Source organism: uncultured Nitrospira sp., from assembly GCA_902500695.1.
GTDB lineage: Bacteria > Nitrospirota > Nitrospiria > Nitrospirales > UBA8639 > Nitrospira_E.
Map to the genome: position 1 here is coordinate 3,965 of CABVRQ010000051.1, position 25,348 is coordinate 29,312.

General features: G+C 52.0%; 22 protein-coding genes. 9 read left to right on the plus strand and 13 right to left on the minus strand.

What is annotated here, in order from left to right:
• Positions 1–309 precede the first annotated feature (309 nt).
• Both AAH187_RS12930 and AAH187_RS12935 read right to left on the minus strand, forming a co-directional pair.
• On the minus strand, positions 310–1,197 hold the full coding sequence (locus AAH187_RS12930) for a fatty acid desaturase (RefSeq protein WP_342348875.1): 888 nt from the start codon (positions 1,195–1,197) through the stop codon (positions 310–312).
• 273 nt (positions 1,198–1,470) lie between these two features.
• On the minus strand, positions 1,471–1,620 hold the full coding sequence (locus tag AAH187_RS12935; protein WP_342348876.1) for a hypothetical protein: 150 nt from the start codon (positions 1,618–1,620) through the stop codon (positions 1,471–1,473).
• A 107-nt stretch (positions 1,621–1,727) separates the two neighbouring features.
• Here AAH187_RS12935 and AAH187_RS12940 point away from each other — a divergent pair, with 107 nt between their 5' ends.
• Both AAH187_RS12940 and AAH187_RS12945 read left to right on the plus strand, forming a co-directional pair.
• A complete protein-coding gene (locus AAH187_RS12940) occupies positions 1,728–2,654 on the plus strand; it encodes a hypothetical protein (RefSeq protein ID WP_342348877.1) in 927 nt (308 codons plus the stop codon).
• A 464-nt stretch (positions 2,655–3,118) separates the two neighbouring features.
• Complete coding sequence (locus AAH187_RS12945; protein ID WP_342348878.1) at positions 3,119–4,825, plus strand: peroxidase family protein; 1,707 nt, start codon at positions 3,119–3,121, stop codon at positions 4,823–4,825.
• 164 nt (positions 4,826–4,989) lie between these two features.
• On the opposite strand, the gene AAH187_RS12950 is transcribed toward AAH187_RS12945, so the two are convergent.
• From AAH187_RS12950 to AAH187_RS12980, 7 genes are all read right to left on the minus strand, one after another.
• The gene (locus AAH187_RS12950) at positions 4,990–6,324 is read right to left on the minus strand and encodes a hypothetical protein (protein ID WP_342348879.1); all 1,335 of its coding nucleotides are present in this window, start codon (positions 6,322–6,324) and stop codon (positions 4,990–4,992) included.
• 480 nt (positions 6,325–6,804) lie between these two features.
• A complete protein-coding gene (locus AAH187_RS12955) occupies positions 6,805–7,599 on the minus strand; it encodes an EcsC family protein (protein WP_342348880.1) in 795 nt (264 codons plus the stop codon).
• Positions 7,600–7,704: 105 nt separating this feature from the next.
• A complete protein-coding gene (gene ribD, locus AAH187_RS12960; protein ID WP_342348881.1) occupies positions 7,705–8,835 on the minus strand; it encodes a bifunctional diaminohydroxyphosphoribosylaminopyrimidine deaminase/5-amino-6-(5-phosphoribosylamino)uracil reductase RibD in 1,131 nt (376 codons plus the stop codon).
• Positions 8,832–11,963: a pyruvate, phosphate dikinase gene (gene ppdK, locus AAH187_RS12965; protein ID WP_342348882.1), complete on the minus strand. Its 3,132-nt coding sequence runs from the start codon at positions 11,961–11,963 to the stop codon at positions 8,832–8,834. The genes ribD and ppdK overlap by 4 nt, the downstream gene beginning before the upstream one ends.
• A gap of 221 nt (positions 11,964–12,184) precedes the next feature.
• Positions 12,185–12,712, minus strand: coding sequence for a hypothetical protein (locus AAH187_RS12970; protein WP_342348883.1), 528 nt, complete (start codon positions 12,710–12,712; stop codon positions 12,185–12,187).
• 21 nt (positions 12,713–12,733) lie between these two features.
• The gene (gene glyS, locus AAH187_RS12975) at positions 12,734–14,926 is read right to left on the minus strand and encodes a glycine--tRNA ligase subunit beta (protein ID WP_342348884.1); all 2,193 of its coding nucleotides are present in this window, start codon (positions 14,924–14,926) and stop codon (positions 12,734–12,736) included.
• A 37-nt stretch (positions 14,927–14,963) separates the two neighbouring features.
• The gene (locus tag AAH187_RS12980) at positions 14,964–15,881 is read right to left on the minus strand and encodes a glycine--tRNA ligase subunit alpha (protein ID WP_342348885.1); all 918 of its coding nucleotides are present in this window, start codon (positions 15,879–15,881) and stop codon (positions 14,964–14,966) included.
• A gap of 262 nt (positions 15,882–16,143) precedes the next feature.
• On the opposite strand from AAH187_RS12980, the gene AAH187_RS12985 reads away from it, so the two are divergent.
• Positions 16,144–16,464, plus strand: a complete 321-nt coding sequence (locus AAH187_RS12985) for a hypothetical protein (RefSeq protein ID WP_342348886.1) — start codon at positions 16,144–16,146, stop codon at positions 16,462–16,464.
• Positions 16,465–16,659: 195 nt separating this feature from the next.
• Here the strand turns inward: AAH187_RS12985 and AAH187_RS12990 are convergent, their stop codons facing one another.
• A complete protein-coding gene (locus AAH187_RS12990; protein ID WP_342348887.1) occupies positions 16,660–17,106 on the minus strand; it encodes a cupredoxin domain-containing protein in 447 nt (148 codons plus the stop codon).
• 118 nt (positions 17,107–17,224) lie between these two features.
• Between AAH187_RS12990 and folB the strand changes: the two genes are divergently transcribed.
• The gene (gene folB / locus AAH187_RS12995) at positions 17,225–18,136 is read left to right on the plus strand and encodes a dihydroneopterin aldolase (protein WP_342348888.1); all 912 of its coding nucleotides are present in this window, start codon (positions 17,225–17,227) and stop codon (positions 18,134–18,136) included.
• A 12-nt stretch (positions 18,137–18,148) separates the two neighbouring features.
• Positions 18,149–18,994 (plus strand): PHP domain-containing protein, encoded by an 846-nt coding sequence (locus tag AAH187_RS13000; RefSeq protein WP_342348889.1) that lies wholly within the window; start codon positions 18,149–18,151, stop codon positions 18,992–18,994.
• A 37-nt stretch (positions 18,995–19,031) separates the two neighbouring features.
• Here AAH187_RS13000 and AAH187_RS13005 read toward each other — a convergent pair whose 3' ends face one another.
• On the minus strand, positions 19,032–20,054 hold the full coding sequence (locus AAH187_RS13005; protein ID WP_342348890.1) for a hypothetical protein: 1,023 nt from the start codon (positions 20,052–20,054) through the stop codon (positions 19,032–19,034).
• A 102-nt stretch (positions 20,055–20,156) separates the two neighbouring features.
• Entirely contained in the window at positions 20,157–20,570 is a 414-nt protein-coding gene (locus AAH187_RS13010; protein ID WP_342348891.1) for a secondary thiamine-phosphate synthase enzyme YjbQ, read from the minus strand.
• A 335-nt stretch (positions 20,571–20,905) separates the two neighbouring features.
• On the opposite strand from AAH187_RS13010, the gene AAH187_RS13015 reads away from it, so the two are divergent.
• The 4 genes from AAH187_RS13015 to AAH187_RS13030 all read left to right on the plus strand — a co-directional run bounded on the left by AAH187_RS13015 (position 20,906) and on the right by AAH187_RS13030 (position 24,861).
• Entirely contained in the window at positions 20,906–21,460 is a 555-nt protein-coding gene (locus tag AAH187_RS13015; RefSeq protein ID WP_342348892.1) for an SH3 domain-containing protein, read from the plus strand.
• 431 nt (positions 21,461–21,891) lie between these two features.
• Complete coding sequence (hpnD, locus tag AAH187_RS13020; protein ID WP_342348893.1) at positions 21,892–22,782, plus strand: presqualene diphosphate synthase HpnD; 891 nt, start codon at positions 21,892–21,894, stop codon at positions 22,780–22,782.
• On the plus strand, positions 22,779–24,167 hold the full coding sequence (locus AAH187_RS13025; RefSeq protein ID WP_342348894.1) for an FAD-dependent oxidoreductase: 1,389 nt from the start codon (positions 22,779–22,781) through the stop codon (positions 24,165–24,167). Before hpnD ends, AAH187_RS13025 begins: the two co-directional genes overlap by 4 nt.
• A gap of 34 nt (positions 24,168–24,201) precedes the next feature.
• Positions 24,202–24,861, plus strand: a complete 660-nt coding sequence (locus tag AAH187_RS13030) for a uracil-DNA glycosylase (protein ID WP_342348895.1) — start codon at positions 24,202–24,204, stop codon at positions 24,859–24,861.
• Between the two features lie 253 nt (positions 24,862–25,114).
• Here the strand turns inward: AAH187_RS13030 and AAH187_RS13035 are convergent.
• Positions 25,115–25,348 (minus strand): hypothetical protein (locus AAH187_RS13035; RefSeq protein WP_342348896.1); only part of this gene is annotated, 234 nt, incomplete at its 5' end.

Below are 25,348 nucleotides of genomic sequence, written 5' to 3' on the forward strand. Positions count from 1 at the left end.
GTAGTCATTGCGGATCCCCGAATCGCCGGCACTCCTCCAGGTTCCCTGGACGAGATGAAACTCATCAATCTGTTTTGCAAATTGACCATGTATCCACCGCCATGTGAAAACTGATCGCTCCGCCCCACAACGAACTCCATAAGGGAACTTCCCCCATATCGGACGTAAGCGTTTGAGATCCATCGTGAGTTGCGCGAGGGCTATTGTACCTTTGCCGGGAACCTACCTACCGCTGGATACCCTGAACCCTAAATTCTGGATGATCTTCAACGCTGCCACACGTTTCCCACGATCAGAACCGGCAGGGATTCAAAAGCGTTGGACTTTCCAAACGACATGAATGGTTTCAAGGAAGGTAATGAGGGATCCGGCCAGATCCAACGAAGCCGGTTGGTTCACAGCGGTACGCTGATGGGCGTGATGGTAGCTATGTAGCCCTTCACCCAAAAACACAAGAGTGACTCCCCAATGCATATTTCGCGATTCATCCCGGCTGCCTTCCGTTTTCCCGCCAAACATATGACCAAGAGAATTGACCGTCCAGGTTAATTGCTGCATGAGGGAAATTCTCAAACACCCGGCCCAGAAGAAAGCCCGAACCGCTTCATCCGAACCTCCCATGCCATACCCGATCATGGCCGGCACGACTAACGACGTGGCACAGATCGGCCAATACCACCGACTACATCCTCGACTTATCGGATCACTGATTATATCTTTCGCATAGAGACGGGTATCGGTTGGCCATTCCACAAACATCCATAACACATGGGCATGCGCGAAACGCATGAACCCGGAGGTGATCTTCTCTTGCCGACTCCAATACGGACTATGAATATCCAATGGCTGATCAGAAAAACGATGATGCCTCCGATGGTCAGCCACCCATCGATCAATAGGGCCTTGCATCGCCCACGTGCCCCAAATGCCCAATAACCATCGAACCAATGGACTCGTTTCGAAGGCATGATGAGAGAAATATCGATGCAATCCCACGCTAACCCCGATAAGGTTGAACAAGAAAAATACCAGGAAGAGAAAAACCGTGGTGGAAGTGGGAGCAGAGAAACCAGAAGACAGGAGCCCGACAAGGGTGCCAACAAGAGGGATTCCAATCGACGCCCCATTCACCATAGCATTGTGCCTCATGGCCTTTGAATCTGTCATAATGCCCACGTCACTCAATCCCACGTTCATCAGAGACTTCTCCCTCCCTCACAAAACGTGTGTCTGTGTCTCATGTTATCATTCACCTCGAAAAAGCTTGACCCAACATTACAAGAAATCCATTTGCGTTTTGACGTCATAAGGAGAAGACCGACCAGACCAGGCACCCGCCTTTTACCTCAAGACAATCGGTTGGGGGGTGTAAGGAAATTTTAACTGAGCGAGGGCGTCTGACAAGAGGGCATGAGCCCAAAAGGATTTGCCTCACAGGAATGGCTCATTTCAAAGAGCAAGTGAACGGTGCTATTGAACAACCGGTGGCTCTGGCACATCAATGGTCACCTTGGCGGGAAAGAGATTGTGGGTGTCGAAGGGGTGCCGGGCTTCCTGTAGAAGCGTGTCGATGCGAGGCTCGACCATGCCTTCGTACGAGACCTTCCCATTCGTTTCCACAATGACTTCATCCTTAGAAACACTCTCCTGGAGAACGACCAGTTAAGCCGATTATGGTGACCCCACATTTTGCCGATACATTCCCTAATTGTTACTGAGAGGAAGACGTGCCCAATACGTTAGCCCACATCGGCGTGCAAGGCCTTCTGAATCGGGCGGTCAAACCCGGGATCGATCCCAAACTGGTATGCCTGGGTTGCTTGCTTCCGGACATCCCATGGATCTTCCAAAGAGTCTTGATGGAATTCTTGCCGGGAAGCGATCCTTATACCATTCGCCTGTATTGTATCGCTCAGGCTTCCTTTTTCGTCACGTTGATGTTATGCGGGGCCCTGGCCTTTCTTACGCATACGCCAAGAGCCGTGTTCCTGATTCTCGGAGTCAACGTCCTCCTTCATCTCGTGCTGGATGGGCTTCAAACCAAATGGGCCAATGGCGTCCATCTCTTTGCTCCACTTTCATGGGACTTATGGAATGTGGGGTTATTTTGGCCGGAAAGTCTTCCAACCTATATCATGACCGGAGGTGGCTTACTCTATATAGGATGGCAATGGCGAAAGGGGATATCGCAGCCTCTCCCAATCTCGCCCTTGTCTCCTTTCAAAGTGGCGATATCGGCGTCGTTACTCATCCTCTATTTCGCACTGCCTTTTGTCCTTTTAGAAGGACCTCGAAACGCCAATAACCATTTTGTCCGAACACTTGAGGAAACGGAGGCTCGTCCAGGACGCCCTCTGGAACTGGATCGGCCATCGTATGTGAAAACTCCCTCAGGAGATATGATTGGCCTATTCAACGGTGAACAAATCAGCACCACGCAAGAGATTCTGGATCACTCCGCTACCGTCTCGATTCGTGGGCGGTTTGTCACGCCCACTCAACTGGATGTGTTGGAATTCCACGAACATTCCACCTGGTTTCGTGATACGGGCAGTTACCTGGGTATCCTTCTCCTACTTGGCATGTGGTTGGGAGCCTTCATGAAACAAGGCATCCTCCCCTATCCACACAAATCCGAAAACCCTTCAAATTAGAAACACCCATAAATGCCCAACCCATCAAGGAGGGCCATCGCTAAGGTAGAAAGGCGAGAACGGTCATTCAACTGCCAGCCAAACGGGGATATTCCCACAAGCCAGCCAGGAATTCGGTCAAAGGTTTTGGACTATTCATAACTTTTTCAGACTTCCCTCACTAATTACCCTTACTACCCTTACTCAAACGCGAACCTTTCCATTACTTCTCCGACCTCAAAACTATTTTTACCACTACTGGATTTATTTCCACGACTGGGGTAAATTTATTTTTTCCATTAATTCACGAATCATCGCCCGTTTTTTCATCCGGGTTCCCTTGTTTTTCCATGCTTCTATTTTACTATCCGGGTTTCCCAAAGGGGTACAACCATTAGTCATACCATTAGGTATTTCGAGAGGATCCGTATCTGAATCCCAATTTCCAGCACAAAAAAATAGTCCAGGTATGGATACGATCCATTTTGGCAGGTGGCTTGCTGATCGCCCTCCTAGGAACCCTTTTACCCGAGACGTTCGCACAAGAGAACAGATCCAATGCCGGCAGGGACCATCGCGACCGCAGACCCGGTGATAGCAGGGACCATTCCGGGACCAGACCCGATAATGGCAGGAACCATCTCGAGATCAGAGCCATTGATGGCAAGAACAACAATGTGCAAAACCCGGCCTGGGGAAGCGCCCATAGCCAATTGCTTCGGCTGGTCAAACCGGATTACGAAAATGGTAGCTGGACACCTGCCGGCGACAACCGGCCAAATGTCCGTGACATCTCCAATACGGTAGCCGCCCAGGACAAACCGATCTACAACGAAAAAATGGCCTCGGACTTTATCTGGCAATGGGGGCAATTCATTGACCACGATATCGACCTGACCGAGGGGGCCGCCCCCCTCGAACCCTTTCATATACAAATTCCAACAGGGGATCCTGCCTTCGATCCACAATCAACCGGAACCCGGCAAATGTCGCTGAACCGGTCCGCCTATGATCCGGCTACCGGGACGGATTCCAGGAATCCACGGCAGCAAATGAATCAAATTACCGCGTTTATCGACGGATCCATGGTTTATGGCTCGGACCACGTACGAGCCGCATCTCTGAGAGCTAATAACGGAACAGGCCGGATGAAAACCAGCCGGGGCAATTTATTGCCGTTCAATACCACCAGCCTGCCTAACCAGGGCGGCCTTGCTCCCACGTTATTTGTAGCGGGAGATGTTCGAGCCAATGAGCACGTGGGACTTTTGACTATGCATACCCTGTTCCTGCGGGAACATAATCGCCTAGCTGACATGATCCATGAGGGTTCCCCTCGATTGGGGGAGAATGCCATTTATGAAGCCGCGAGGATCTGGGTGGGGGCCTTGATCCAGGTCATCACCTATAAGGAATTTCTCCCCGTCCTCCTCGGACCCAATGCCCTGAAGCCCTACACCGGATACAAGCGTGAAATAAATCCCGGAATTGGCAATGAGTTCAGCACGGCTGCCTATCGGGTGGGCCACACCCTGCTCTCACCGGTATTACTCCGACTGGATAAAGAAGGAAAGCCGATCCGGGAAGGGCATTTACCTTTGCGGGAGGCATTTTTTGCTCCGGAGCGTCTTATCAAGGAAGGAGGGATTGATCCGTTACTTCGGGGACTCGCGAACAACCGAGCGCAAGAGGTAGACAACTATATCATCGACGACGTAAGGGATTTTCTCTTCGGCCTCCCTGGAGCAGGAGGATTCGACCTGGCCTCACTCAATCTTCAACGGGGACGGGACCACGGACTTGCGAGCTACAATGATGCCCGGTTGGCCTTCGGCCTCTCACCAGCATTGTCCTTTGACGACATCACCAAGAATCGTGAAGTACAGCAAAAGCTGGAATCCGCATATGGAAGTGTCGAACGTGTGGATTTGTGGATGGGCGGAGTGTCTGAAGATCATCGCCCTGGCGCGTTGGTGGGGGATTTGTTTTACACTATTCTGGTGGATCAGTTCGAACGGTTACGGGACGGAGACCGGTTTTTTTATCTCAACGCTTTTCCCAATTTTGAAATTAAAAAATTGGAAGAGACCACCCTCGCCGACATCATAAGACGGAATACCACCATCGACCGGGAGATTCAAGAGAACGTATTTCTCGTCCCGCAAAAAGATAATCGTCAGAGAAGACGCTAAGCCCTTTCCTCAAGACCACGACCCGAATTTTCAATCAACCCGGAGAGGAAGCTCAAATGTTCAACATTCGGGTTTCCTATTCATTTTTTCGTGGTTCAGTTTGCCTTCTATCATCACCCACCTTTTCCGTTCCCGCGCAAGCGCGTGCATTTTTTATCAGGCCACTACTGCTCACGACTGATTTTGGTAGACGGTACTTCGATGGTCAGTTTGGCGGGAAAAAGAATGTGGGTGTCGGAACGGTGCCGGACTTCCTGTAGAAGCGTGTCGATGCGAGGCTCGACCATGCCTTCGTACGAGACCTTCCCATTCGTTTCCACGATGACAGGTTTGGAAAAATCCACCAGGTCCTGATTCAGAAACAGGGTATAGCGGCGAATACGATTGGTACTCACCACGATCTTGTTGGGAGCCGTGACCTGGGCGTGCAATTTGGCGTACACCCCTCCCGTAATAAATTCATCACGACTGTCAATCAGGTTTTCGGTAAAGGCGGCAATCTGATCCGTCATATCGATACGCACCCACGAGAATGGCGTAAGGTGGCTGGCATCCCGAACCAAGGAGATGGTCCTTGGCAATGAATCCCGTTGTTGGCCATCAAACCAGGCGATCAGTTCCGGCAGGGCTTGCTTGGGAAAGAAATGCCCTCCCGCATGGGGATGCGTCCAGGTATGCTCCTGGTACTGATAAGGAATGCCGCGACGCTCCATCTCTTTGACCAGGTCGCGGCTCAACTGCACTGGCATCACCTGATCCGCCGAACCGTGAATGACATAGACGGGCGTATGGACCAAATTTTCGACGAATGGAAACAGCACATCATCAATACCGCTGGCCATCGGCGCGATCCCCGCAAAGTGATCCGCATAATGCATCCCGATGATCCAGGTTCCAATCCCGCCATTAGACATACCGGTGAGAAAGATCCGATCCGGATCAATATGGTATTGCGTTTGAACCTCATGTAAAACCTTCAACGCCAGATCCTCGCCGAATCGGGTCCACCATGACCCCATGGTCACCGACGGACAAGCCAGAATGTAGTTCTCACCAAGACGTGGAATCCATCGATCCAGATAGGCTTCCCCCGTAAACCCTGCCCCATGCAAACACAGGATGAAGGCCATAGGCTTCTCGGGTGAATAGGAAGGAGGAACATACAAAGCATACTCAGCATCCTCCCCCCTCACTCGTATAGGTCGCCGGGGTTGGGGACCAACCGGTTGAGCTTCATACCGGATCGGCTGCTGAAGAATTTTTGAAATGGATTCAACATTGGCCTCAGGCAGATGCTGAATGTCAGCTAATAGCTCTTTGGCTTTATCGTGAGAAGCCTCCGCCACATATTCTTTCACCAATGAGGACAGACTCCCATCAGAAGCCGGAGAAGGTTCGGCCGTTTCCGTACCCGGAAGTGGATCGGCCCAAACAGGAAAGGCTCCCAGGCTCAGTACCAGGCATGAGAGAAGGATATTGAACATATTTGCGTGAATCATGAACATCACCCAGATGTTTTTGACGATTTATGCCGTCAGATTAATGAATATTCTTTTATCCTCTCATATTCCACCGGGCATTCCTATAGGCTCATGACAATGGTTTGCCAAGAACAATTTCACAGAAAATCCGGAAGAAAATGGAGAACCAGGTTACGCGGGGTTTTCCCAGAAGATATCTGGAGTGGAGTAATCGCTGAACTCGAAATAGACTTTTTTGGGGATCATACGGAATGTATGGTTCAAGCCCTTCGACGTTGCTCTCAGGACAAGCGCTAGAAGATTCCGCACCTCTCCTCATCATCCTCAGACGTTCAATGAACCCCGTCAGGATTCATCTGTTCGGATTAATGAGCGTTGTAGGCCGTAGAACAAGAAATTCTGTATGATCCCAATATGGGCAGGGCGATCTTCGGCAAACTTATTCAGATGGGTACCGGCTCACAAACGGGAGGGATGACAAACCAGAAAGCGAGGAATCTAATTCCTGGTGGCCATTTGGCGATAGGCTTCCTGCACAGCCTCTTTGCCATGGGCGCGTTCCAGGCGCCGGACGATAAAATGCCCTCGCGCCATATTTTGAAAATGATCCATAAACAGCAAATTGACGGTGGCTCCCCCGGCGGCCCCCAACAACGGGATCGCTTGGGCGGCGGCTTTTTCTGAGACTTGAATACTATACCGTGAGGCAATTTCAGACAGAAAGCGGACCAATGCCGGGGCGCCCGATCCCGCCAAACCACGTTCAAGCAGGTACTTGCCCGCTTCGGTCATCGCACCCGCTAACGCCGCCCTCACCGCAAAATATCCCGTTTCCGCCCCGTCATCCGCTTGACTGGTGCCCCCCATGGCAAACACCTCCAAACAGGCCAGTTTGCTCCCAGCCTCCATAATCGGTTCTCCCTCACTTCTTGCAATATCGGCGATTGACCGCAACATGAGTGTCGTCGAGATTGGCAGTTCTACGCTCAACGCCATGAGCCCCATTGCTCCCCCGATTGCACCACTGACAGTCGTCAATACCCGGTGAGCCCCATTGGCCGGTTTCCCCCGATACCGTTCATCTATACTGGACACGGCCAGATCTAACGCTTTAGTCAAGGCTTTTTGCGTGGTCGTCAGGAGTTTGTTGGAGAATCCCTCGGGCAGCATCGTGATGGCCTTTTCGACCGGCCCTCCGATGAGATTCGTGACTTTGGCGGCAAAGCTGGGGTTTTCTAACAGATCGACTGCAAATGCTAAATCCTGCTCGTCGACTTCATTGAGAGTATTCATGAGCGCGATCTCCCCGGTTTCTCAGTGCAGCACACGATTGGAGTATTATAGGTAATGGAAAGCAGACACCGTCAACCTGCCTGATGTCGATGACTCAGGAAACCCTCACCGTCGTGGTTCAATCGTTCCAGTGACGAGCCAATCCTTCCCGAGCTTTTTGAGTTGGCAATCCGAGAGTGGCCAGGCCCGATCAAGCTTTTTCGGCGATTGACCGCCGATGAGGCCAATGGCATCCTGCCCCCCGAGTAACATTGGAGCCATATACAATCTTACGCGATTTACCAAACTCTGTTGAAGGGCAGTCGCATTGATCGTCCCCCCTCCCTCGATGAGCACAGAAGTCAGGCCCTCTTTCCCTAATCGGGAAAGACAGGCCTTCAATGAGACTCGTCCGGCTTGCGCAGGCAACACCCACACCTGAATGCCACGTTTTCTAAAATGTTCGATTCTTTGGAGTGGAGCTTGTGTGGTCGTGCACAGAATGATGGGCTGCTCACCCACCCATTGCAAAACCTTGGCATTGGAGGGAATGCGCAATCGGCTATCGAGAACGACTCTCACCGGTTGCCGTCCCACACGCCTGCTTGTCATGGTTTTTCCTCTAGCAGATAATTCAGGATCGTCGGCGATGACCGTTCCGACCCCCACCAGAATAACATCCATCCGGTTACGCAGACGATGGACATCCTGCCGTGCGCGTTCGCCTGTGATCCACCGTGACTCACCGGTGGCAGTCGCCAATTTTCCATCCAGCGTCATGGCCCCTTTGAGGGTCACCAACGGGCGTCCGGTGGTGATCCAATAGGCATAGACCTCATTCAGGTGCCTCGCATCCTGTTCTAATACTCCAACCGACACGGGAACATTCGCGCGTTTGAGTTGTTGAAGCCCGCGTCCATTGACCTGTGGATTGGGATCGATCATCGCCACGCATACGCGCGCTAACCCGGACTGAATAAGGAGGGGAACACAGGGAGGCGTGCGCTTGTTGGTATGGCAACAGGGTTCTAACGTCACATAGAGGACGCCCCCTCGCGCTCGAGGACCCGCTTGATGGAGCGCTAAAATTTCTGCATGAGGTTCGCCGGACTGACGGTGATAGGCTTCTCCGACGATCTGCCCATCCTTGACGATCACAGCCCCTACCATGGGATTGGGACTCGTACGCCCTTTCCCTTTGGCTGCGAGGGAAAGGGCTCGCTTCATGAAGGTGGCATCTGATTGGACAGACGTCACCGCCTTTTAGCAGCCGCAGTCGGTTTTTTACTTGGAGAAGACGGGGAAGCTCTTTTCTTGGGTGTACTTTTCTTAGATGTACTCTTCTTGCCGGTTGCCTTCGTCACGAGATTCTTCTTCACTGTGCTCTTCGCCGCCGGTTTCTTTGTGGCTGATTTCTTGGTGGCCGGTTTCTTCCCGGCCACGACTTTCTTAGTCTGGACTTTTTTCCCGGTCGTTTTTTTCGCTGGCGCCTTTTTATCCGTTTTAGGTGGACCGGATTTGCTCGCCACCTTCGGGGATTTACTGGTGTTGTTCGGCATAGCTCGAGGCTGACGTTGACTCTCCTCACGTTCGAGCACCGCCACCGCCGCTTGAGCTGCAGCGAGCCGCGCAATGGCCACACGGTAAGGCGAACAACTCACATAATTCAGGCCTAATTCATGACAAAAGGCCACGGAACTCGGTTCACCACCATGCTCTCCGCAGATGCCAAGTTTAATTAACGGGCGAGTCTTCCGCCCTTCCTGAATCGCCCATTTCATTAAGGCTCCAACCCCCTCTTGATCCAACACGGCAAAGGGATCCGCTTCCAAAATATTTTCGGCTTTTTTGTCGATCGTGGCCTTACACATCCGGCACACCATTTTCTTCCAATCGACGTTGGTCCGTTGACAGACCGGACACCGGTCCTGGCGATCCAAATAAAACCCGATATAGGGTCCTGCATCATCGCGGGAAAACCCGAACGTCGTTTGCGTCAGATCATTGGTCCCAAAGGAAAAGAATTCAGCATGTTCGGCGATTCGCCCTGCCGTCACCACCGCGCGAGGCAGCTCGATCATGGTGCCGATCAAGTAATTCAACTTCATGCCATATTCCGCCATGGTCCGTTGCGCCACATCTTGAATCACTTCCTTTTGGGCTTTCATCTCTGACGGCATCCCCACCAACGGAATCATAATCTCCGGCACAATCTTTTTACCTTCGCGCGCAACTTCACAAGCCGCTTCAAAAATCGCCTGAACCTGCATGCGTGTAATTTCCGGCATGGTAATCCCAAGCCGACATCCACGAAGACCCAGCATGGGATTATACTCATGCAACTCTTCGACTCGATCCAATATCCGTTGTTTCTCCTGAATGACTTGAGGATCTCCATTGGTCACTTCCAACTTCGCGATTTCAACCAGGAGATGTTCGCGTTTGGGTAAAAACTCATGGAGGGGAGGATCGAGTAAGCGAATGGTGACCGGAAATCCCTCCATTTCCCGATAGAGTCCAATAAAGTCCTGCCGTTGAAGGGGAAGAAGTTGCTCTAAATACAGCTCCCGTTCTTCTCTGGAAGATGCCAGGATCATCTGCTGCATGATGGGGACCCGGTCTTCCGCAAAAAACATGTGTTCCGTCCGGCAGAGCCCGATGCCCTCGGCCCCGAATCCTCGCGCGATATGCGCTTGCTCGGGAATGTCCGCATTGGATCGGATCTTGAGCACCCTAAACGCATCCGCCCATTTCAAAATCGTCGAGAAATACTGATATTTTTCAGAATCTTTCTGATCCATTCTTCCCTGAATGACCTGGATCACTTCGGAATCCACCACGGGAATGTCTCCCGCGTAGACCTGCCCGGTAAACCCGTTCAAGGAAAGAAAATCTCCTTCGGACAGCACCATGGACCCAAACTGGACCTTTCCATTTGGCAAGACCTCCACGGCATCACAACCGGCGATACAGACTTTTCCCATTTGTCGGGCCACCACGGCCGCATGCGAGGTCATCCCGCCCTTCGCGGTGAGAAATCCTTCGGCTGCATGCATCCCATGAATATCATCAGGACTGGTTTCATGACGGACCAGAATGGCGCGTTCCCCCTTGGCCTTCATGGCCACGGCTTGATCCGGAGTGAGAGCAATATGCCCGGCCGCCGCTCCCGGACCAGCCGGAAGTCCCTTCCCGACAGACTGAAATTTGGCTTCATCACTGCTTTCAAAGATGGGGTACAGATATTGAGAGAGTTGTTCGGGTGCGACCCGCTTCACGGCTTCTCTCCGGTCGATGAGCCCCTGACGAACCATATCCACGGCAATCCGAACCGCAGCGATGCCGGTCCGTTTTCCAACCCGGGTTTGCAACATATACAACTTGCCTTCCTGGATCGTGAATTCCAGATCGAGCATGTCCCGGTAATGTTTTTCCAGAGTCCGCTGGGTTTTAATGAGATCCTTATACGCCTCCGGCAGCTTGTCTTCTAACGCGACCACTGGCATAGGCGTTCGAATACCGGCCACGACATCTTCACCCTGGGCATTCAGCAAACATTCGCCGAAAAAGACCGGGGCACCATTCGCGGGGTTTCGGGTAAAGGCCACCCCCGTCCCGCTGGTGTCCCCCATGTTGCCGAACACCATCGACTGAACATTCACGGCCGTTCCCCATTCATCGGGAATATCGTAGAGCCGGCGATACGTCACGGCACGATCCCCGAACCAGGAATCAAACACCGCATCCACCGCCATCCGAAGTTGTTCAAAGGGATCTTGCGGAAAGTCTCGCGCGGTCTCGGTTTTGACCAATTCCTGATATTGCACTACTAACTCTGCCAAGGCCTGTTCGGTCAAATCGGTATCGTGCTTGGCTCCATGCGCCTGTTTCATGGCTTCCAGGGTATGCTCAAAGCGCTCACGGGGAATACCCATCACCACGCTGCCGAACATGGTGATGAAACGCCGGTAGGCATCAACGGCAAACCGTTGATTGCCGGTCTTTTTGCCTAAACCCTGAACCGTTTGTTGGTTGAGGCCGAGATTCAACACCGTATCCATCATACCGGGCATCGAGGCTCGTGCCCCTGACCGTACCGACACCAGCAACGGATTGTCCGGATCGCCGAGTCTGGCCTTCATGGTTTTTTCGACCTGCCGCAGGCCATTCAGCGCTTGATCCCACATCCCGGCTGGAAAGCGTTTTTTTGAATGAAAATATTCCACACAGGCTTCGGTGGTAATCGTGAACCCGGAAGGAACGGAAATTTTCAGGTTGGTCATTTCGGCCAATCCCGATCCTTTCCCTCCTAAGAGTTCTTTCATGTTGCCGGATCCTTCGGCGTTGCCGCCGCCAAAGAAATAGACATATTTTTTGTGCCGCATTTCTTCGCTCTCCTTTACCCGACCCACGGGCCCTTCGAAAAAAAAGACGTCATCACAAGAGGAGACTGAATGTCTGGCATTCTTCGCCGGACCATTCTCCCCGATAGAGGGAGACCCTCACGGGGAACCATCTTTTTTCTCAGAGATGCCTGAGACAGGCCTAGTGTATGAATATGAATATGTGAGCTGGCTGTCAGAACAAAGGTAGGATACACGAGCATTCAGATTGAATGATGATTTACAGATTGAAGACGATCCTGATATTTGGCTATCAGCATTTGCTTGGTCCACATGCCGGATATTATGACAACTATGGCAAAAATCATGAGCGCAATCAATCGGTAATTCTCTTCCGGGTTCCCGGAGACATACAGATTGCCATCGGGCCCCATGGCCAGGGTTTTTCCTTCCGGCAACCGATGCGTTTCACCCGAGATATCGGAGAAATCAAGCCATTCGGAGCAGACCTTGACCAACCCGTCCACGCCCACAACCTTTAACCAGGTGACCTGGACACAATGCCCATTCTCAGGATCATAGAGTTCCGATTTTGACAAGATTTTCTCCAAATCAACTCCGCTCACCCAAAGACCGGTCAGGATTAAGGCATTGCAGACGATAATCAGGGCTACCGTCACGACCAGGGTAAAGCGTTTCAGGCGTCGTGAAATCTTTGGGCTCTCTACACGGTCCGTACCATCCCCCATCGGATGTTCCTTCCCATGACCGTCCCGCTTCCACGACGGCATCCAGGAATCTTCTTCTCTCGACTATGATCCACTTGCCGATTGCAGACAGGACAAATCGGCTACCGTGAGAAACAGATCATCCGTCGCCTTTAATAAGGAAAGGCGATTGGCCCGTGTCTGTGGGTCTGAATCATTGACCATCACAGCTCCAAAGAACTCATCAATCGGGCCCTTGAGTTCCAACAACGACTGAAGGGCTTTCCCGTAATTCCGGTCATTCACTGAATCGCGGACCTGCTGTTGTATCACCCCCAAGGCCTGAAACAGCCGACGCTCCGATTCATGCACAAACTGTTCAGGCAGGGCCTGCGCGTTGGTCCATTGTTCTTTTTCGACAATTCGGTGAGCCCGCTTAAATCCGATCATCAGCGGATCAAAATCCGGCTGCGGCACCATGGCTTCCAAGGCCCGCATGCGTGCGACCAAATCAGCCATATCGCAGGCCATCGAATCGGGAACGTGGATGACCGCTTCCATGATATCTTCCCGTAAGCCCAGGTGTTGCCTGCCATAGAACCGAAGCCGGTCAAGAATGAACGCCACAACATCTGAACCGGTTTGAGGAGTGCCACGCACCTTCCCACCCTGTCCCTCTAAGATCTGCAGCGCCTGATTCACCACGGAGGTGACATTCAGCCGGAGGGGCGCTTCTGCGAGTATCCGCACCAACCCGTAAGCGGCTCGACGCAACCCCAACGGATCTTCGGATCCGGATGGGGACATTCCGGCTGCAAAAAAGGCCACGATGGAATCACACCGATCGGCCACGGCGAGTAGGACACCAGGCAGGTCGGTCGGCAATTGATCTTCTGGAAAACGGGGGAAATACTGTTCACCAATGGCGCGACAGACCTCTGCAGGTTCGCCGTCATGCCTGGCATATTCCTCCCCCATGACCCCTTGCAGGGTTGGAAACTCACCGACCATTCCGGTCGTCAAATCCGCCTTGGCCAGAAGAGCGGCGCGTCGGCAGATCTCGTCAAGATCCTTTCGGCCGATCTGCTCAGCCATCCATCCGACCAGGTGACCCACCCGATCTGCTTTTTGACGAACCGTGCCCAACTTGTGATGCAACAGAACGCCTTCCAACGCCGGCACTCGTTCATGGAGCGGGCGTTTCGAGTCCTCTGTAAAGAAATATTGAGCGTCACTCAGGCGAGCTGACAGGACCCGTTCATTCCCTTTGGTCATGAGCGGGGTATTTCCCCACGGCATATTCGTCACCGCAAGAAATTTGGGCAAAAGCGCGCCATCCTTGGTCATCAGCGAGAAAAACCCTTGATGCTCTTTCATCGATGAAATCAGAACCGGTTTGGGAACCGCTAAAAATTCTTTCTGAAACGTTCCGAGAATCGCGTGAGGGTATTCCACACCGAAGACCGCTGTTTCAATCAGCTCATCCCGGTACAATGGATCAACCTGGCCTTTCGCCGCCTTAGCCAACCCAGAGACTTGTTGCGTAATGAGACTCCGACGCTCTTCAGGATCAACCAGCACCCCAAGTTGCTTCATGGTCTCGATATAATTGTCGGCGGTGGTGAGAGGAAACGCCTGTCCCGGCTTTTTTCCTTTCGCTCGATAAAATCGATGCCCTTTGGTCATGGCGCTGGATTGAATTCCCGCAAATTCAATCGTGAGCGGCTGGTCGCCTAATAGCACGACCACCCAGCGAACCGGACGGCCAAATTTCGCCCGCGAGTCATTCCAGCGCATCGCTTTCGGAAAGGCCAATTTACTTAAGATCTGCGGAAGCGCCTCCGCAATCACCCGCTTGGCCGACTGACCTCGTTGATGCGTTTCGACCGCCATGTAGGCCCCTTTGGGCGTATCTTTTCTACGAAGCTGGTCAACCGGCACCCCTTGAGAATTGGCAAATCCCAAGGCTGCCTTGGTGGGTTGTCCCGAAGCATCTAAGGCTGCAGAGACCGGGGGGCCTAATATTTCCTGAGTCAGGGAAGCTTGCTGCGGTTGCACACCTTTGACCAGCAAGGCTAAGCGCCGCGGCGTGCCCACGGTCCTCAAGGACTCATACTCCAACCGGCTGTCCGCAAAGAGCCGTTGCCCGAGAATTGCCAGGTCTTCCAATGCCTGCGGAATAACCGCCGACGGCAATTCTTCCGTCCCAATTTCTAACAAAAACGGGACAGTCTTTGTTTGAGATTTCGAGACAGACTTGGCCTTGACATTTTTGCGGATTGTTCTTGATGGTGCCATTAGCCTACGTGCCACAACCCCGCATCGGGGCATCGATTCAAATGATCTTCTGTTTTCTCTGAGGACGGGCGGAAGCCGACGCATGTCGTAATAGAGGGAAACCCATCTGCTCCCGTTGACCAAGATAGGCTTTCGCACATTTCCTGGCAAGGTTTCGAACCCTGCCGATATAGCCTGTCCGCTGAGCTACACTGATCGCTCCTCTGGCATCCAGCAAATTAAAGAGGTGAGAACACTTCATACAGCAATCGTAAGCCGGCAACACCAGTCCTCGTGGATGCTCCAGTAACTGTTGACATTCCTTTTCATAGCGATCAAAGCCGGTCTGAATCAAATCCACATCGGCCGCCTCAAAGTTATAGACGGAAAACTGGACTTCGGACTCATGATAAAGCTCTCCGTAGCGAACGTCTTCTGTCCACATCAGGTCATACACATTGTCGACTTGCTGCAGATACATGGCAATGCGTTCCAACCCATAGGTTAACTCCACCGTGACCGGATCCAGCTCCAATCCCCCGATCTCTTGAAAATAAGTAAATTGCGTGATCTCCATCCCATCCAACCGGACCTCCCACCCTAACCCCCAGGCCCCTAACGTGGGAGACTCCCAGTCATCTTGAAGAAATTGAATATCGTGTTGGTAGGGATCTAACCCTAAATGGGCAAGGCTTTGGAGATACAGGTCTTGCGAATCCGCAGGAGCCGGTTTCAACACCACCTGATATTGGAAGTAATGCTGAAGGCGATTCGGGTTATCTCCGTATCGGCCATCGGTTGGTCGTCGACAGGGTTCAATATACGCGGCGCGCCAAGGCTCGGGTCCGATCGCGCGAAGAAACGTTGTCGGATTAAACGTCCCAGCCCCTTTTTCAGTGTCATACGGCTGAGTCAAAATGCAGTGGTGGGATTTCCAAAACTGATGAAGGGAGAGAATAATGTCTTGAAAGGTCACAACACTTGACCCTGGCCCCTAGGTTGACCCTGGAACAGCCGAGCAATGAGGTAAGCCATGAATGATTCCGTCCGTTTTCTGCGCGTAGGGAGGAAAATTTTACGTTAGCAATAAACCCTATACCAGTCAAGATTATCAGATTGGAAACAGCCCGAACGCGGAAGAGATCCGTAAAGAAGATTTTGACCTCCGCACCTTGTTTTTTTCTGGAGTCTCAAGTATATTTCGCGACTTGTTTATCTATTGAGGAGGGGTTCGACCAATGAAATCATTTTCTACACTGTTCCTCTATGCTTCCTTCGGTCTCGCAATCTTGACCATGGGCTGCGCTGAGATGAATGGCGGCGCAACGGGTGCAAGCGGCTCTCCGGCTTCATCAGCTTCACCATCGTCAAGCGCTGAAGCCACAGCCGTGACGACTGGACCCACCAGAGTCTCCACGGGCACACAGGGCGACACGCTTGAAGCCTGCATTTCCCGGATACCTAGTGATGCAACTGCTGGCCAACGCATGATCGCCACGACGAGTTGCGAACGGGACGCCAAGGCCAGAACCTCCATTGACGCGGTTCCAGGCAAATAAGAAATCGCTTGCTGGCGGATCCCTGCCACCAGCAAGCATTCTGTCTCTCGCCTCCATTTGAATATCCAAAAATATTTAGATATTCAAAGTCCCTCAGGTCTTTGGCTTCTCAATACACGATAGACGCCAATAAGAAAATCCAGGGTTTTTCGGTTCCCTGGCAGTCCTTTTGAGATTTCACCAAGAAAGCCGCCATTAGCTTGAGGAGAAATCTTTAATGAGGATCGCTCCCTCCATGCCGGTATGCCCTTTTATCCAACATCGAAAGGGATAGAGACCGGCAGATGCGGTGAAAGACAACTCAATCGATTGACCCGGCTCAAGCACAACGGCATTGGCTTCCTGAAGCGCAACCCTTGGCTGATGCCATAGGACCTTAGCCTCCGGCCCGAACAATTCCTGACTGTGAAACACATGGCGTTCACGTCCCTGATTCCGAATCAGAAGACGAAGTGGCTGGTCGGTTACCCATTCAATCCTCGCAGGACTAAATCGAAATTCCTCCGCAGTCACCATGATGGTGGGTGGACCACCCCATTCACACGAGACCTGCAGAACGAGGAAACCGATGACCCACAGCAGGCCCGGTTGCGCATTACGAAAAATCCTACGCTGTAGGTCAATCCATTCCCCGAATTTCATCGACATCTCCTCTATTCCACTCATGAAAGCCATCTATTCCGGAACCCGTTCCGGTCTATGGATGGACTCCTTTCAAAAATCACATGCACACGAGGAGGACGTTCTGACATAATGGCCCATGTCCTCATCTATCGTCGTCAAAGGTATCCAGTTGTCCGCACGATGCGGGGTCACTGAAAGGGAAAGACAGCAACCTCAACCCCTCCTGGTCGATCTCATCTTCCGATGCCCCAATCAATCGGCCTTTCAGAGCGATCAATTATCCGATACGGTCGATTATGGAACCATCACGCAACGAATTCAGGCCATTGGAGAAGAGCAGGCCTTTTCCCTCATTGAAACAATGGCGGAGACAATCTGCCAAACCCTCTTTCAAGAATTTCCCATTACCCGTCTCAAACTATGGGTCAGAAAAATTCGCCCTCCGTTGAATAGGATTGAGGGGTCGGTAGGAGTTCAGTTGATCCGGTCACGCCAACCAATCGCCTCATCCGATCTCAAACAACTTTCTCCTCTTCTGGTAGACCACCTTTCCCGACTTCCTCACGGAACCGTGTTGGATGTGGCAACGAGACGAGGTCGTCATGCGCTGTATCTGGCTTCCAAAGGGTTCCCCGTTCATGGAATCGATCGTGATGCCGGCGCCCTACATGAGCTTCAGGCACAAGCCCGGGAAGCCGGCCGCTCCTCGATAACAACGGAATCCATAGATTTAGAAGTGAATCCGCAACATCCCCCGGACTTAGGCACAACCAGGTATGATGTCATTCTCGTCTTTTTCTACCTGAACCGGCCGCTTTTTCCCCAACTCATTAAAGCCCTTAAATCCGGTGGCGTCATCATGTATGAAACCTTTCTTCTGGACAACCATATCCATCGACAACACCCACGCCGGAAAGAGTTCTGCCTGGAAACCAATGAATTGCTCACGCTCCTTCAAGGGCTCAGCATTCTCCATTACGACGAAGGGGATCACGCGGGACCTTCAGGACGGGCGTTTACTGCACGAATGTTGGCACGCAAACCATAACACCCACATCTTATGAGCCGTATCGACCTTCATACTCACACCCATTTCTCGGACGGGAGCGAGTCTCCCACCGCACTCGTGGAGCTTGCTCATCAACAAGACGTGAGCATCCTGGCGGTGACCGACCATGACACGACTGAGGGCCTTCCGGAAGCCATGGAGGCCGCTCAACATCTCCCGGTTGAAATCATACCCGGTATTGAATTAAGTACAGAGTTTCAAGGGCGGGAAACGCATATGCTGGGGTATTTCATTGATCTGGCTGATCCTGAATTTCAAACAAGGCTTGAACAGCTTCGCACGACCCGCGTTGATCGCCTTCACCACATCCTAGACCGGCTCCACACCCTCCATGTTGAGGTGTCTCTCGCTGAAGTAGAGCATGTGGCCGGAAGTGGAACCATCGGTCGCCCACACATCGCACAGATATTAATTGAAAAAGGGTACGTGAAGGGGATGAAGGAAGCGTTCGATCGCTTCCTGGGGGTCAGAGGCGCAGCCTATGTTCGACGGATGGTCCCTGAGGCAGCCGAAATCATGACGTGGATCACTGACGCTGGGGGGATTCCCATACTTGCCCACCCCTATTGGGAGGGATTGGGTGCGGATAAGACGATGGCCTCATGCCAGGCGTTGGTTGACCAGGGATTACAAGGGCTTGAAGTCTTTTATGGAACCTTTTCCGCTCGGCAAATTTCTATCAATCTCAACCTGGCCAGGAAATTTGACCTGCTCATGACAGGAGGCAGTGATTTTCACGGTGCCTTGAAGCCTGACATTTCGGTCGGAACGGGGCGTGGTTCGTTACGGGTTCCTCCCAAGTTGATCGATCACTTACGTCAGGCGGCCGGCCGGTAATGCCCGATAAGCATGAACGAGGCCCCATGACGATTTTTCAATTGTCCGTGGCTTCCACTATGTGATTTTCAAATCGTGTGCAGCCCTCAGCCAGCAGGCGATTGGTTAACAATTCCCCTGGCCATTCAATTGGCAAATCCGCCGTAAACACCCACACATCCGGAGACGTCCAAATCGGTCCATGGTCTTCAGGAAGATCCGGATCAAACAGATCGGTCCATACCGGCATATACACGCCATTCCCGCATTGAGTATGCAGATGCACGACCGTTCGACTTCGAACCGGGCCTTCCAGGTCATGCCACACCGCAGCGGTTTCATCAGCCAATCGATGAAGACGAACCGCGTTTTGTGCATCATACAAGGCATAGGCCGCGTAATTAGGCGCTTCCAATAATTGAGGCGCCTTGGCCACTTCGGGACATTGATTGACGAGATGATCCATAATAGCCTGACAGTCTTCCTCGGAAAGAGCTTCCGGCAACGTGGTGTCAGGAACGCCAAGAATTTCAAAAAATAAAAACGCGGTGGCTTCAACGGGTGGATGAAGTCTTGCCGCAATCGTCTGACGTGGCTGTCCATCAGCCAGGTTGGAAATATGGTCGTGAATCTTCTGCAGGCTTAAAAATTCCAAGGTCGAATCGGTCAGAAGCCTTGGTTCAACCGTAATCACCGCCTCTGGCGGGACATGCAGATGTTTCCGTAACAAATCCGCCGTTTCCACAGGATCAATTTTCAACTTTAACGGAAACTCCAGATTGGCTTGGAGTGATAATTCAAATGAGGCAAGAATCCCATACTGTTCGCTGTCTTCGCTCTCATCCTCCATCAGACACGAGCTGGCCGCCTCCGCCAACAAATCGAATAACCACTCCGCCATACTTTCGTCCAGGGCGGCAAGAACGGTGAGCACCTCATGTTCGCGGTCCTGATCGAGTAACGCCTGCAACACTTCAATGGCTAAACTGGGATCCCCATGTTCGTGCCGCCTGGCATTAATGAGATGAATTAAATCCCGCGTGAGGGGATCAGGACGATACCAACTAGACATTGCATTCATATGTGTAAACGATTCCAGGCGAAGGTAAAAAAACTTCTGAAAAGGCAAATCATCAAAATTCTCAGGTTATTTTCACATGACTGGAACCCGTTTGCCAACTCACTACTCTCCAATGATCTTCACCAGCACGCGCTTCCGACGTCTGCCATCAAATTCGGCGTAAAAGATTTGTTCCCAAGGACCAAAGTCCAAGCGTCCATTGGTGATCGCCACGACAACTTCCCGGCCCATGATTTGGCGTTTGATATGGGCGTCACCATTGTCCTCTCCGGTGAGATTGTGCCGGTAGGTACCCGTCTGCGGCACAAGGCGCTCAAGAAACTGTTCATAATCATGTAGCAACCCGGGTTCGTCGTCATTAATGTAGACACTCGCGGTGATATGCATGGCATTCACCAGGACCAATCCCTCTTGAATCCCACTCTGTTGTACCACACGTTCCACCTGAGGGGTAATATTCCGATATTCCCTACGTTCCTTAGTTTGAAACCAGAGTTCTTCTCTGTACGATTTCATGATGCCTCCCTAATCACAGATTCCATACGATGTATATTTTCCATAACGCAGATCCCGATATCAATCTTCATTATTACCAGGCACCACTGGCGGCTCAACTCTTTCATCCTTCGAATGGACGCGATCGTTTCCTCCGGGCGTTCTGTTCGCGGGGAGAAGAGACCATGTGTCCTCATCGATATGTCGTGAAGATTTGACAGGAAATAGAAGTGATGTTAATAAACTTCATGAATGAGTATTTCTTCGTACACGATCCGCTGAATTGGCAAATTCATACTACGCCAACCTGGGACTGACATTCTCTTGCAGACCTCACGAATAAAAAGGAGATAGGCATGATGACCTCGACAATCGGTGCGGTGTTCACCCCGGAACAACCTTCTCGATGGAACGTGCTCTTTGCCCAGGAGCCTGATAAAGATTTGGAATTTGACGAAGGCTTGGAAGAGGACGACCTCAACCAATCCAAGCCCCCTTCAAGGAAACCGCTTTTCTGGATTGTACTTGTATTGTTGATTGGTGGAGTGGCCTATTGGGCTCTCAACTCAAATACCTTTACGCCTCAAGCAACCTCCACCGATACGGCTGCCATCACCAGGAATCAAGAGGGCCATGAATCCCAGGCTGGCATGACAGCGCCAACCTTTCACGAGAATCAGAAAGTGACGCTGACGAATATTCTTGGAAGGTCCTTATTGATGGGAGATCCTGCCAACATTACGCCTGGTCCCATAGTACAATTAGGAGAAACATTAACGATTCTGGATGGAGCGTATCAGCCAACCGGATGGGTCTACCAGGTTCGAACGCAAACGGGGAAAACAGGCTGGATCTCTGCCTTAAAGCTCGAATCACAGGCCGAAAACATGGGGGAGGCTTCCACCCGGTAAGAAGGAGCCCTCCTGATTTTCAATGGGTTGGTAGGACCTGTGCCACGTAAGGATCAGAAGGTCGGTTACCTAGAATCATCCGGAATTCTGTTGAATCACCTGCAAATCATTCCGCTCCAACCGGAATATAACCCTCTCCCTATCCATTGAAGAGCTTCGCAATCCTTGCTACTCTGCACTGACGTGTATCGTCGTATTTTCGGCAATCGGATCGTGGCGACATTAAGCCTGTTGATCCACATGTGAGTCACCCAGGGTTCGGCGAGGAAGTATGGGGGGACTCAAAATCCCTCTCCAGTGCGGCCAAGGAGCGGGAACCTCCTTTGCGGCTTAACCCCATATAATTTGTCTTGGAATTGAACCGTTGCCGTCATGCATTTGTACCCGCGGTTCACGATCATTGACTGGCCACCGCCTTTGGAAAATACTTCATGAAGCCGATGACTCCGATTGAAGCGCAGACGTTCTGCACAAAATATACAAAGGATAGTGGCAGCAACTTCTACTACTCTTTTCTGTTCCTTCCACAGCAGCGGCGGGAAGCGATGTATACCATTTATGCCTTTTGCAAAATGGTGGATAGCGCGGTTGATGAACCGGCACCGGGAAGCCATCCCATCGAAGAAGTCCGCAAATGGCGACAGGAATTGACTGCCACCTATCAAGGCCACCCGACCCAACCGGTCACGACGAGCCTCGCCACCCACCTGCAGACCTTTGACATCCCGGAGGCCCTGCTTCAAGAATTAATTTCTGGCGTCGAAATGGATCTGACGACCAATCGGTTTGCGACGTTTGCCGATCTGTATCAATACTGCTACAGGGTCGCTTCGGTGGTTGGGCTCATTTGCCTCAAGATTTTCCAAACTCAATCCCCTGCAGCAGAAGACTATGCGGTCAACCTGGGACTGGCATTTCAATTAACCAATATTCTTCGCGATCTCAAAGGGGATGCCGAACAGAACCGTATCTATCTTCCGCTAGAGGACTTACAGCGATTTGGCTACTCGGAAGAAGCTCTCCTGCGCCAACAAGAATCGCCAGCGCTGGTTGAACTTGTGAAATTTGAATGCGAAAGAGCTCACACCTATTACCGCCAAGCTCAGGAAATTCTCCAAACCCTTCCCCCCGCCGATCAAAAGTCCCTGGTGGTTTCCGAAATCATGCGTGGGGTCTACAGCCGCATCCTCACACAACTCGAAGACCAACAGTATCAGGTGTTCGGCCCACGGATTCGAGTCGCCCCCCTACAACGACTCGGGATTGCCGCTAATATCTGGATTCGGTCATTTCTCTCCCATACCATTGCCCCATCAGTGTGACACGCCACATTCTGATACTGAGTGGAAATCTGCCAGGCTTACTCACGGCCTTTCGGCTCGTCCCCTATGGCTTCCGGATCACCATTCTCGAACACCACAGATCTTTCTCTCCGGCAACATCCTCCCTTCATTTTTCTGAATCGAGAGAACCGGACTCTCCAGCATCCTTTCAACGCGTCACGACACAGCCCTCCCCGCTCATACTTCCCCGGTATTACCATGCCACATGGGCACTGTTTCAGGAACTGGCCTTCGAGCACGCAGCCCAACGCATTCAACCGGTTGAGCTGGAGTTCGGGACATCCGGAGGTCCATCACAGACGCTATCCAACGCGCACGGAATTGGGAGACTTCATCCCATGATTCGACTCGCCGGCTTTCGGGGCCTTCCCTGGTCTGATCGCTGGCACTTGATGAATTTTTTAGAAAAAAAATGGGAAGAGCCCCCTTCACCAGATCACCACCCTGACATGCTCACAGTCGAATCCTGGCTGAATTCCTCTCAACAATCGGCTCTTGCCCGACAACGTATCTGGAACCCATTTTGTCGTTTATTTTTAGGATGTGATGTGACCCAGGCCTCGCTCGGGTATTTTCTGGAGGTACTCTCTCGATTCTGGTTAGCCAGACCCGATGGACCAGAAACTTTCTTAGCCTCACCTGACATGCTCGACCATCTACAACAACAGCTTAGACAAATCCTACTTGGAAAAGGCGTGACGTTTTATCCCTCAACCGAAATCACCCTCATTCAAGCCGACACAGAACGTATCCGGGCCATTGCCCTGGATAAGGGCGAACGCCTCACCGCCGACATCTACGTCTCGCCGCTCTCTCCTCCAGAGCTTCTTCGACTCTTGCCGGAAAGAGCCCCGGCTCGTTTTTCGTGTTTTTCCCATTTGGCTCATCTGCAGGAATCCTCAGGAACACTTGTCCATATGACCCTTCACAACACATTTCTTCCCCCTCGCCTTATCCTCAACTCCGGTGTCTTTGATTGGATAACCAGCCAGACAGTTCGGAATACTAATGGCGCCAAGACGTTGATCACAGGCATTACCCTTTCCCCTTCGCCATCCGCAGGACATACCGACGACTGGCTGAAAGAAACGGTCTGGCCTCATATCAAAAACATCCTTCAAATTTCTCCTGAACAATCCTTGCCGTCCGGTGAGCCACCCGTCACGCAATCAGCTTACCCCTATCTTCCTTGCCTGGCCGGTTTCCGCACCTTTCGCCCTCTGCCTCACACGCCCATTCCCAATCTCTTTCTTACCGGTCCCTGGACGGCCACTCCCCTCCCTCCATCTCTGGAAAGCACCGTCTTGAGTGCCTCTGCCTGTGCGAGAGCTGTGACTGAATGGGTTCAGGCCTCTTCACATTGACATCCTAAAGCGTCAAATTTAAGATCCCCCCTCAATGGATCTGCATGAACTCAAATCATTCCTTCACAAATGCCAACGATGTGCCTTGTCTTCAGGACGCACTCAGGTGGTATTTGGGACAGGGCATCCTCAGGCTGACATCATGTTTGTCGGAGAAGCCCCGGGATTTTATGAAGACCGCCAGGGAGAGCCGTTTGTCGGGGCGGCAGGAAAATTACTCAACGAGCTGCTTCAATCGATCGGGCTCAGTCGCGAGGATATTTTTATTGCCAACGTCATTAAATGCCGGCCACCCAACAATCGGGATCCCCTTCCAGAAGAAATCGAGACGTGCAAACCGTTTCTGCTTCAACAAATCGAACTCATCAAACCTAAATTGGTGTGTACATTAGGGAACTTTGCCACACAAACGTTATTGGAAAGAAAAGTCGGTATCACGAAAGTACGCGGGCAGGTCATCCGAATGCCCAACTTCATCGTGTTCCCACTGCTTCATCCGGCAGCCGCACTCCACCAGGGAAATCTGCGCATTCCCCTCAAAGAAGACTTCCAAAAACTCAAGGCAGTCCTGGAAGAGATGAGCAAAACTCCCACCCTACCTCAAACTGCGTCACCGCCAACCCTTCCCACACCCAAAGCCTCCTCCAAAGAAGAAACCCCAGTCGATCCCCCCACACAAATGAACTTGTTCTAAAAACCATCTAGTCAATTTGAATGACAGGTGCGGGGTTTCGCCCCCGCGCCACGAGCCACTTTGGTTTCGGTCAAAGTGGCCAAACCCATGTTGGCCGTGCTGTGGCCCTTCGGGTTCCCTGTGCGGTTCGCCGACTCCGGCGGCGCGCAAACTCGCGGAGCTTGGCCTGAGTCTTCTCGAAGGGCTCAAACAATGCGCGCCTTTTTTCCGGTGTCGGCTGCACTGCTCGGCCACACCATAAGGCCAGAAGACCTTACAGAAAGAATGCCCCCTTAATGTGACGGGCTAACTCGCGACGCTCACTCAAGCCTGCCAAGAACAAGAGCGTCCGATCAGGGAATTGGGCCGCAGGCGTCGGGTCATTTGAGATGAAATTCTGGAAGGTTTGCTGTTGGCGTGATTTTTTGTGTTGCCGGGTTTCGCCCCGGCAGGCGAGCCACTTTTGTTTCGGCAAAAGTGGCCAAAACCATTGACGCCCCGTCTGGCC

What these genes read in the sequence shown, in the direction of transcription:
- AAH187_RS12930 (WP_342348875.1), bottom strand. Translation starts at nt 1,197, where the DNA reads ATGAACGTGGGATTGAGTGACGTGGGCATTATGACAGATTCAAAGGCC.
- AAH187_RS12950 (WP_342348879.1), bottom strand. Translation starts at nt 6,324, where the DNA reads ATGATTCACGCAAATATGTTCAATATCCTTCTCTCATGCCTGGTACTG.
- AAH187_RS12955 (WP_342348880.1), bottom strand. Translation starts at nt 7,599, where the DNA reads ATGAATACTCTCAATGAAGTCGACGAGCAGGATTTAGCATTTGCAGTC.
- ppdK (WP_342348882.1), bottom strand. Translation starts at nt 11,963, where the DNA reads ATGCGGCACAAAAAATATGTCTATTTCTTTGGCGGCGGCAACGCCGAA.
- AAH187_RS12970 (WP_342348883.1), bottom strand. Translation starts at nt 12,712, where the DNA reads ATGCCGTCGTGGAAGCGGGACGGTCATGGGAAGGAACATCCGATGGGG.
- glyS (WP_342348884.1), bottom strand. Translation starts at nt 14,926, where the DNA reads ATGGCACCATCAAGAACAATCCGCAAAAATGTCAAGGCCAAGTCTGTC.
- AAH187_RS12985 (WP_342348886.1), top strand. Translation starts at nt 16,144, where the DNA reads ATGAAATCATTTTCTACACTGTTCCTCTATGCTTCCTTCGGTCTCGCA.
- AAH187_RS12990 (WP_342348887.1), bottom strand. Translation starts at nt 17,106, where the DNA reads ATGAAATTCGGGGAATGGATTGACCTACAGCGTAGGATTTTTCGTAAT.
- folB (WP_342348888.1), top strand. Translation starts at nt 17,225, where the DNA reads ATGTCCTCATCTATCGTCGTCAAAGGTATCCAGTTGTCCGCACGATGC.
- AAH187_RS13000 (WP_342348889.1), top strand. Translation starts at nt 18,149, where the DNA reads ATGAGCCGTATCGACCTTCATACTCACACCCATTTCTCGGACGGGAGC.
- AAH187_RS13005 (WP_342348890.1), bottom strand. Translation starts at nt 20,054, where the DNA reads ATGAATGCAATGTCTAGTTGGTATCGTCCTGATCCCCTCACGCGGGAT.
- AAH187_RS13010 (WP_342348891.1), bottom strand. Translation starts at nt 20,570, where the DNA reads ATGAAATCGTACAGAGAAGAACTCTGGTTTCAAACTAAGGAACGTAGG.
- AAH187_RS13015 (WP_342348892.1), top strand. Translation starts at nt 20,906, where the DNA reads ATGATGACCTCGACAATCGGTGCGGTGTTCACCCCGGAACAACCTTCT.
- hpnD (WP_342348893.1), top strand. Translation starts at nt 21,892, where the DNA reads ATGAAGCCGATGACTCCGATTGAAGCGCAGACGTTCTGCACAAAATAT.
- AAH187_RS13030 (WP_342348895.1), top strand. Translation starts at nt 24,202, where the DNA reads ATGGATCTGCATGAACTCAAATCATTCCTTCACAAATGCCAACGATGT.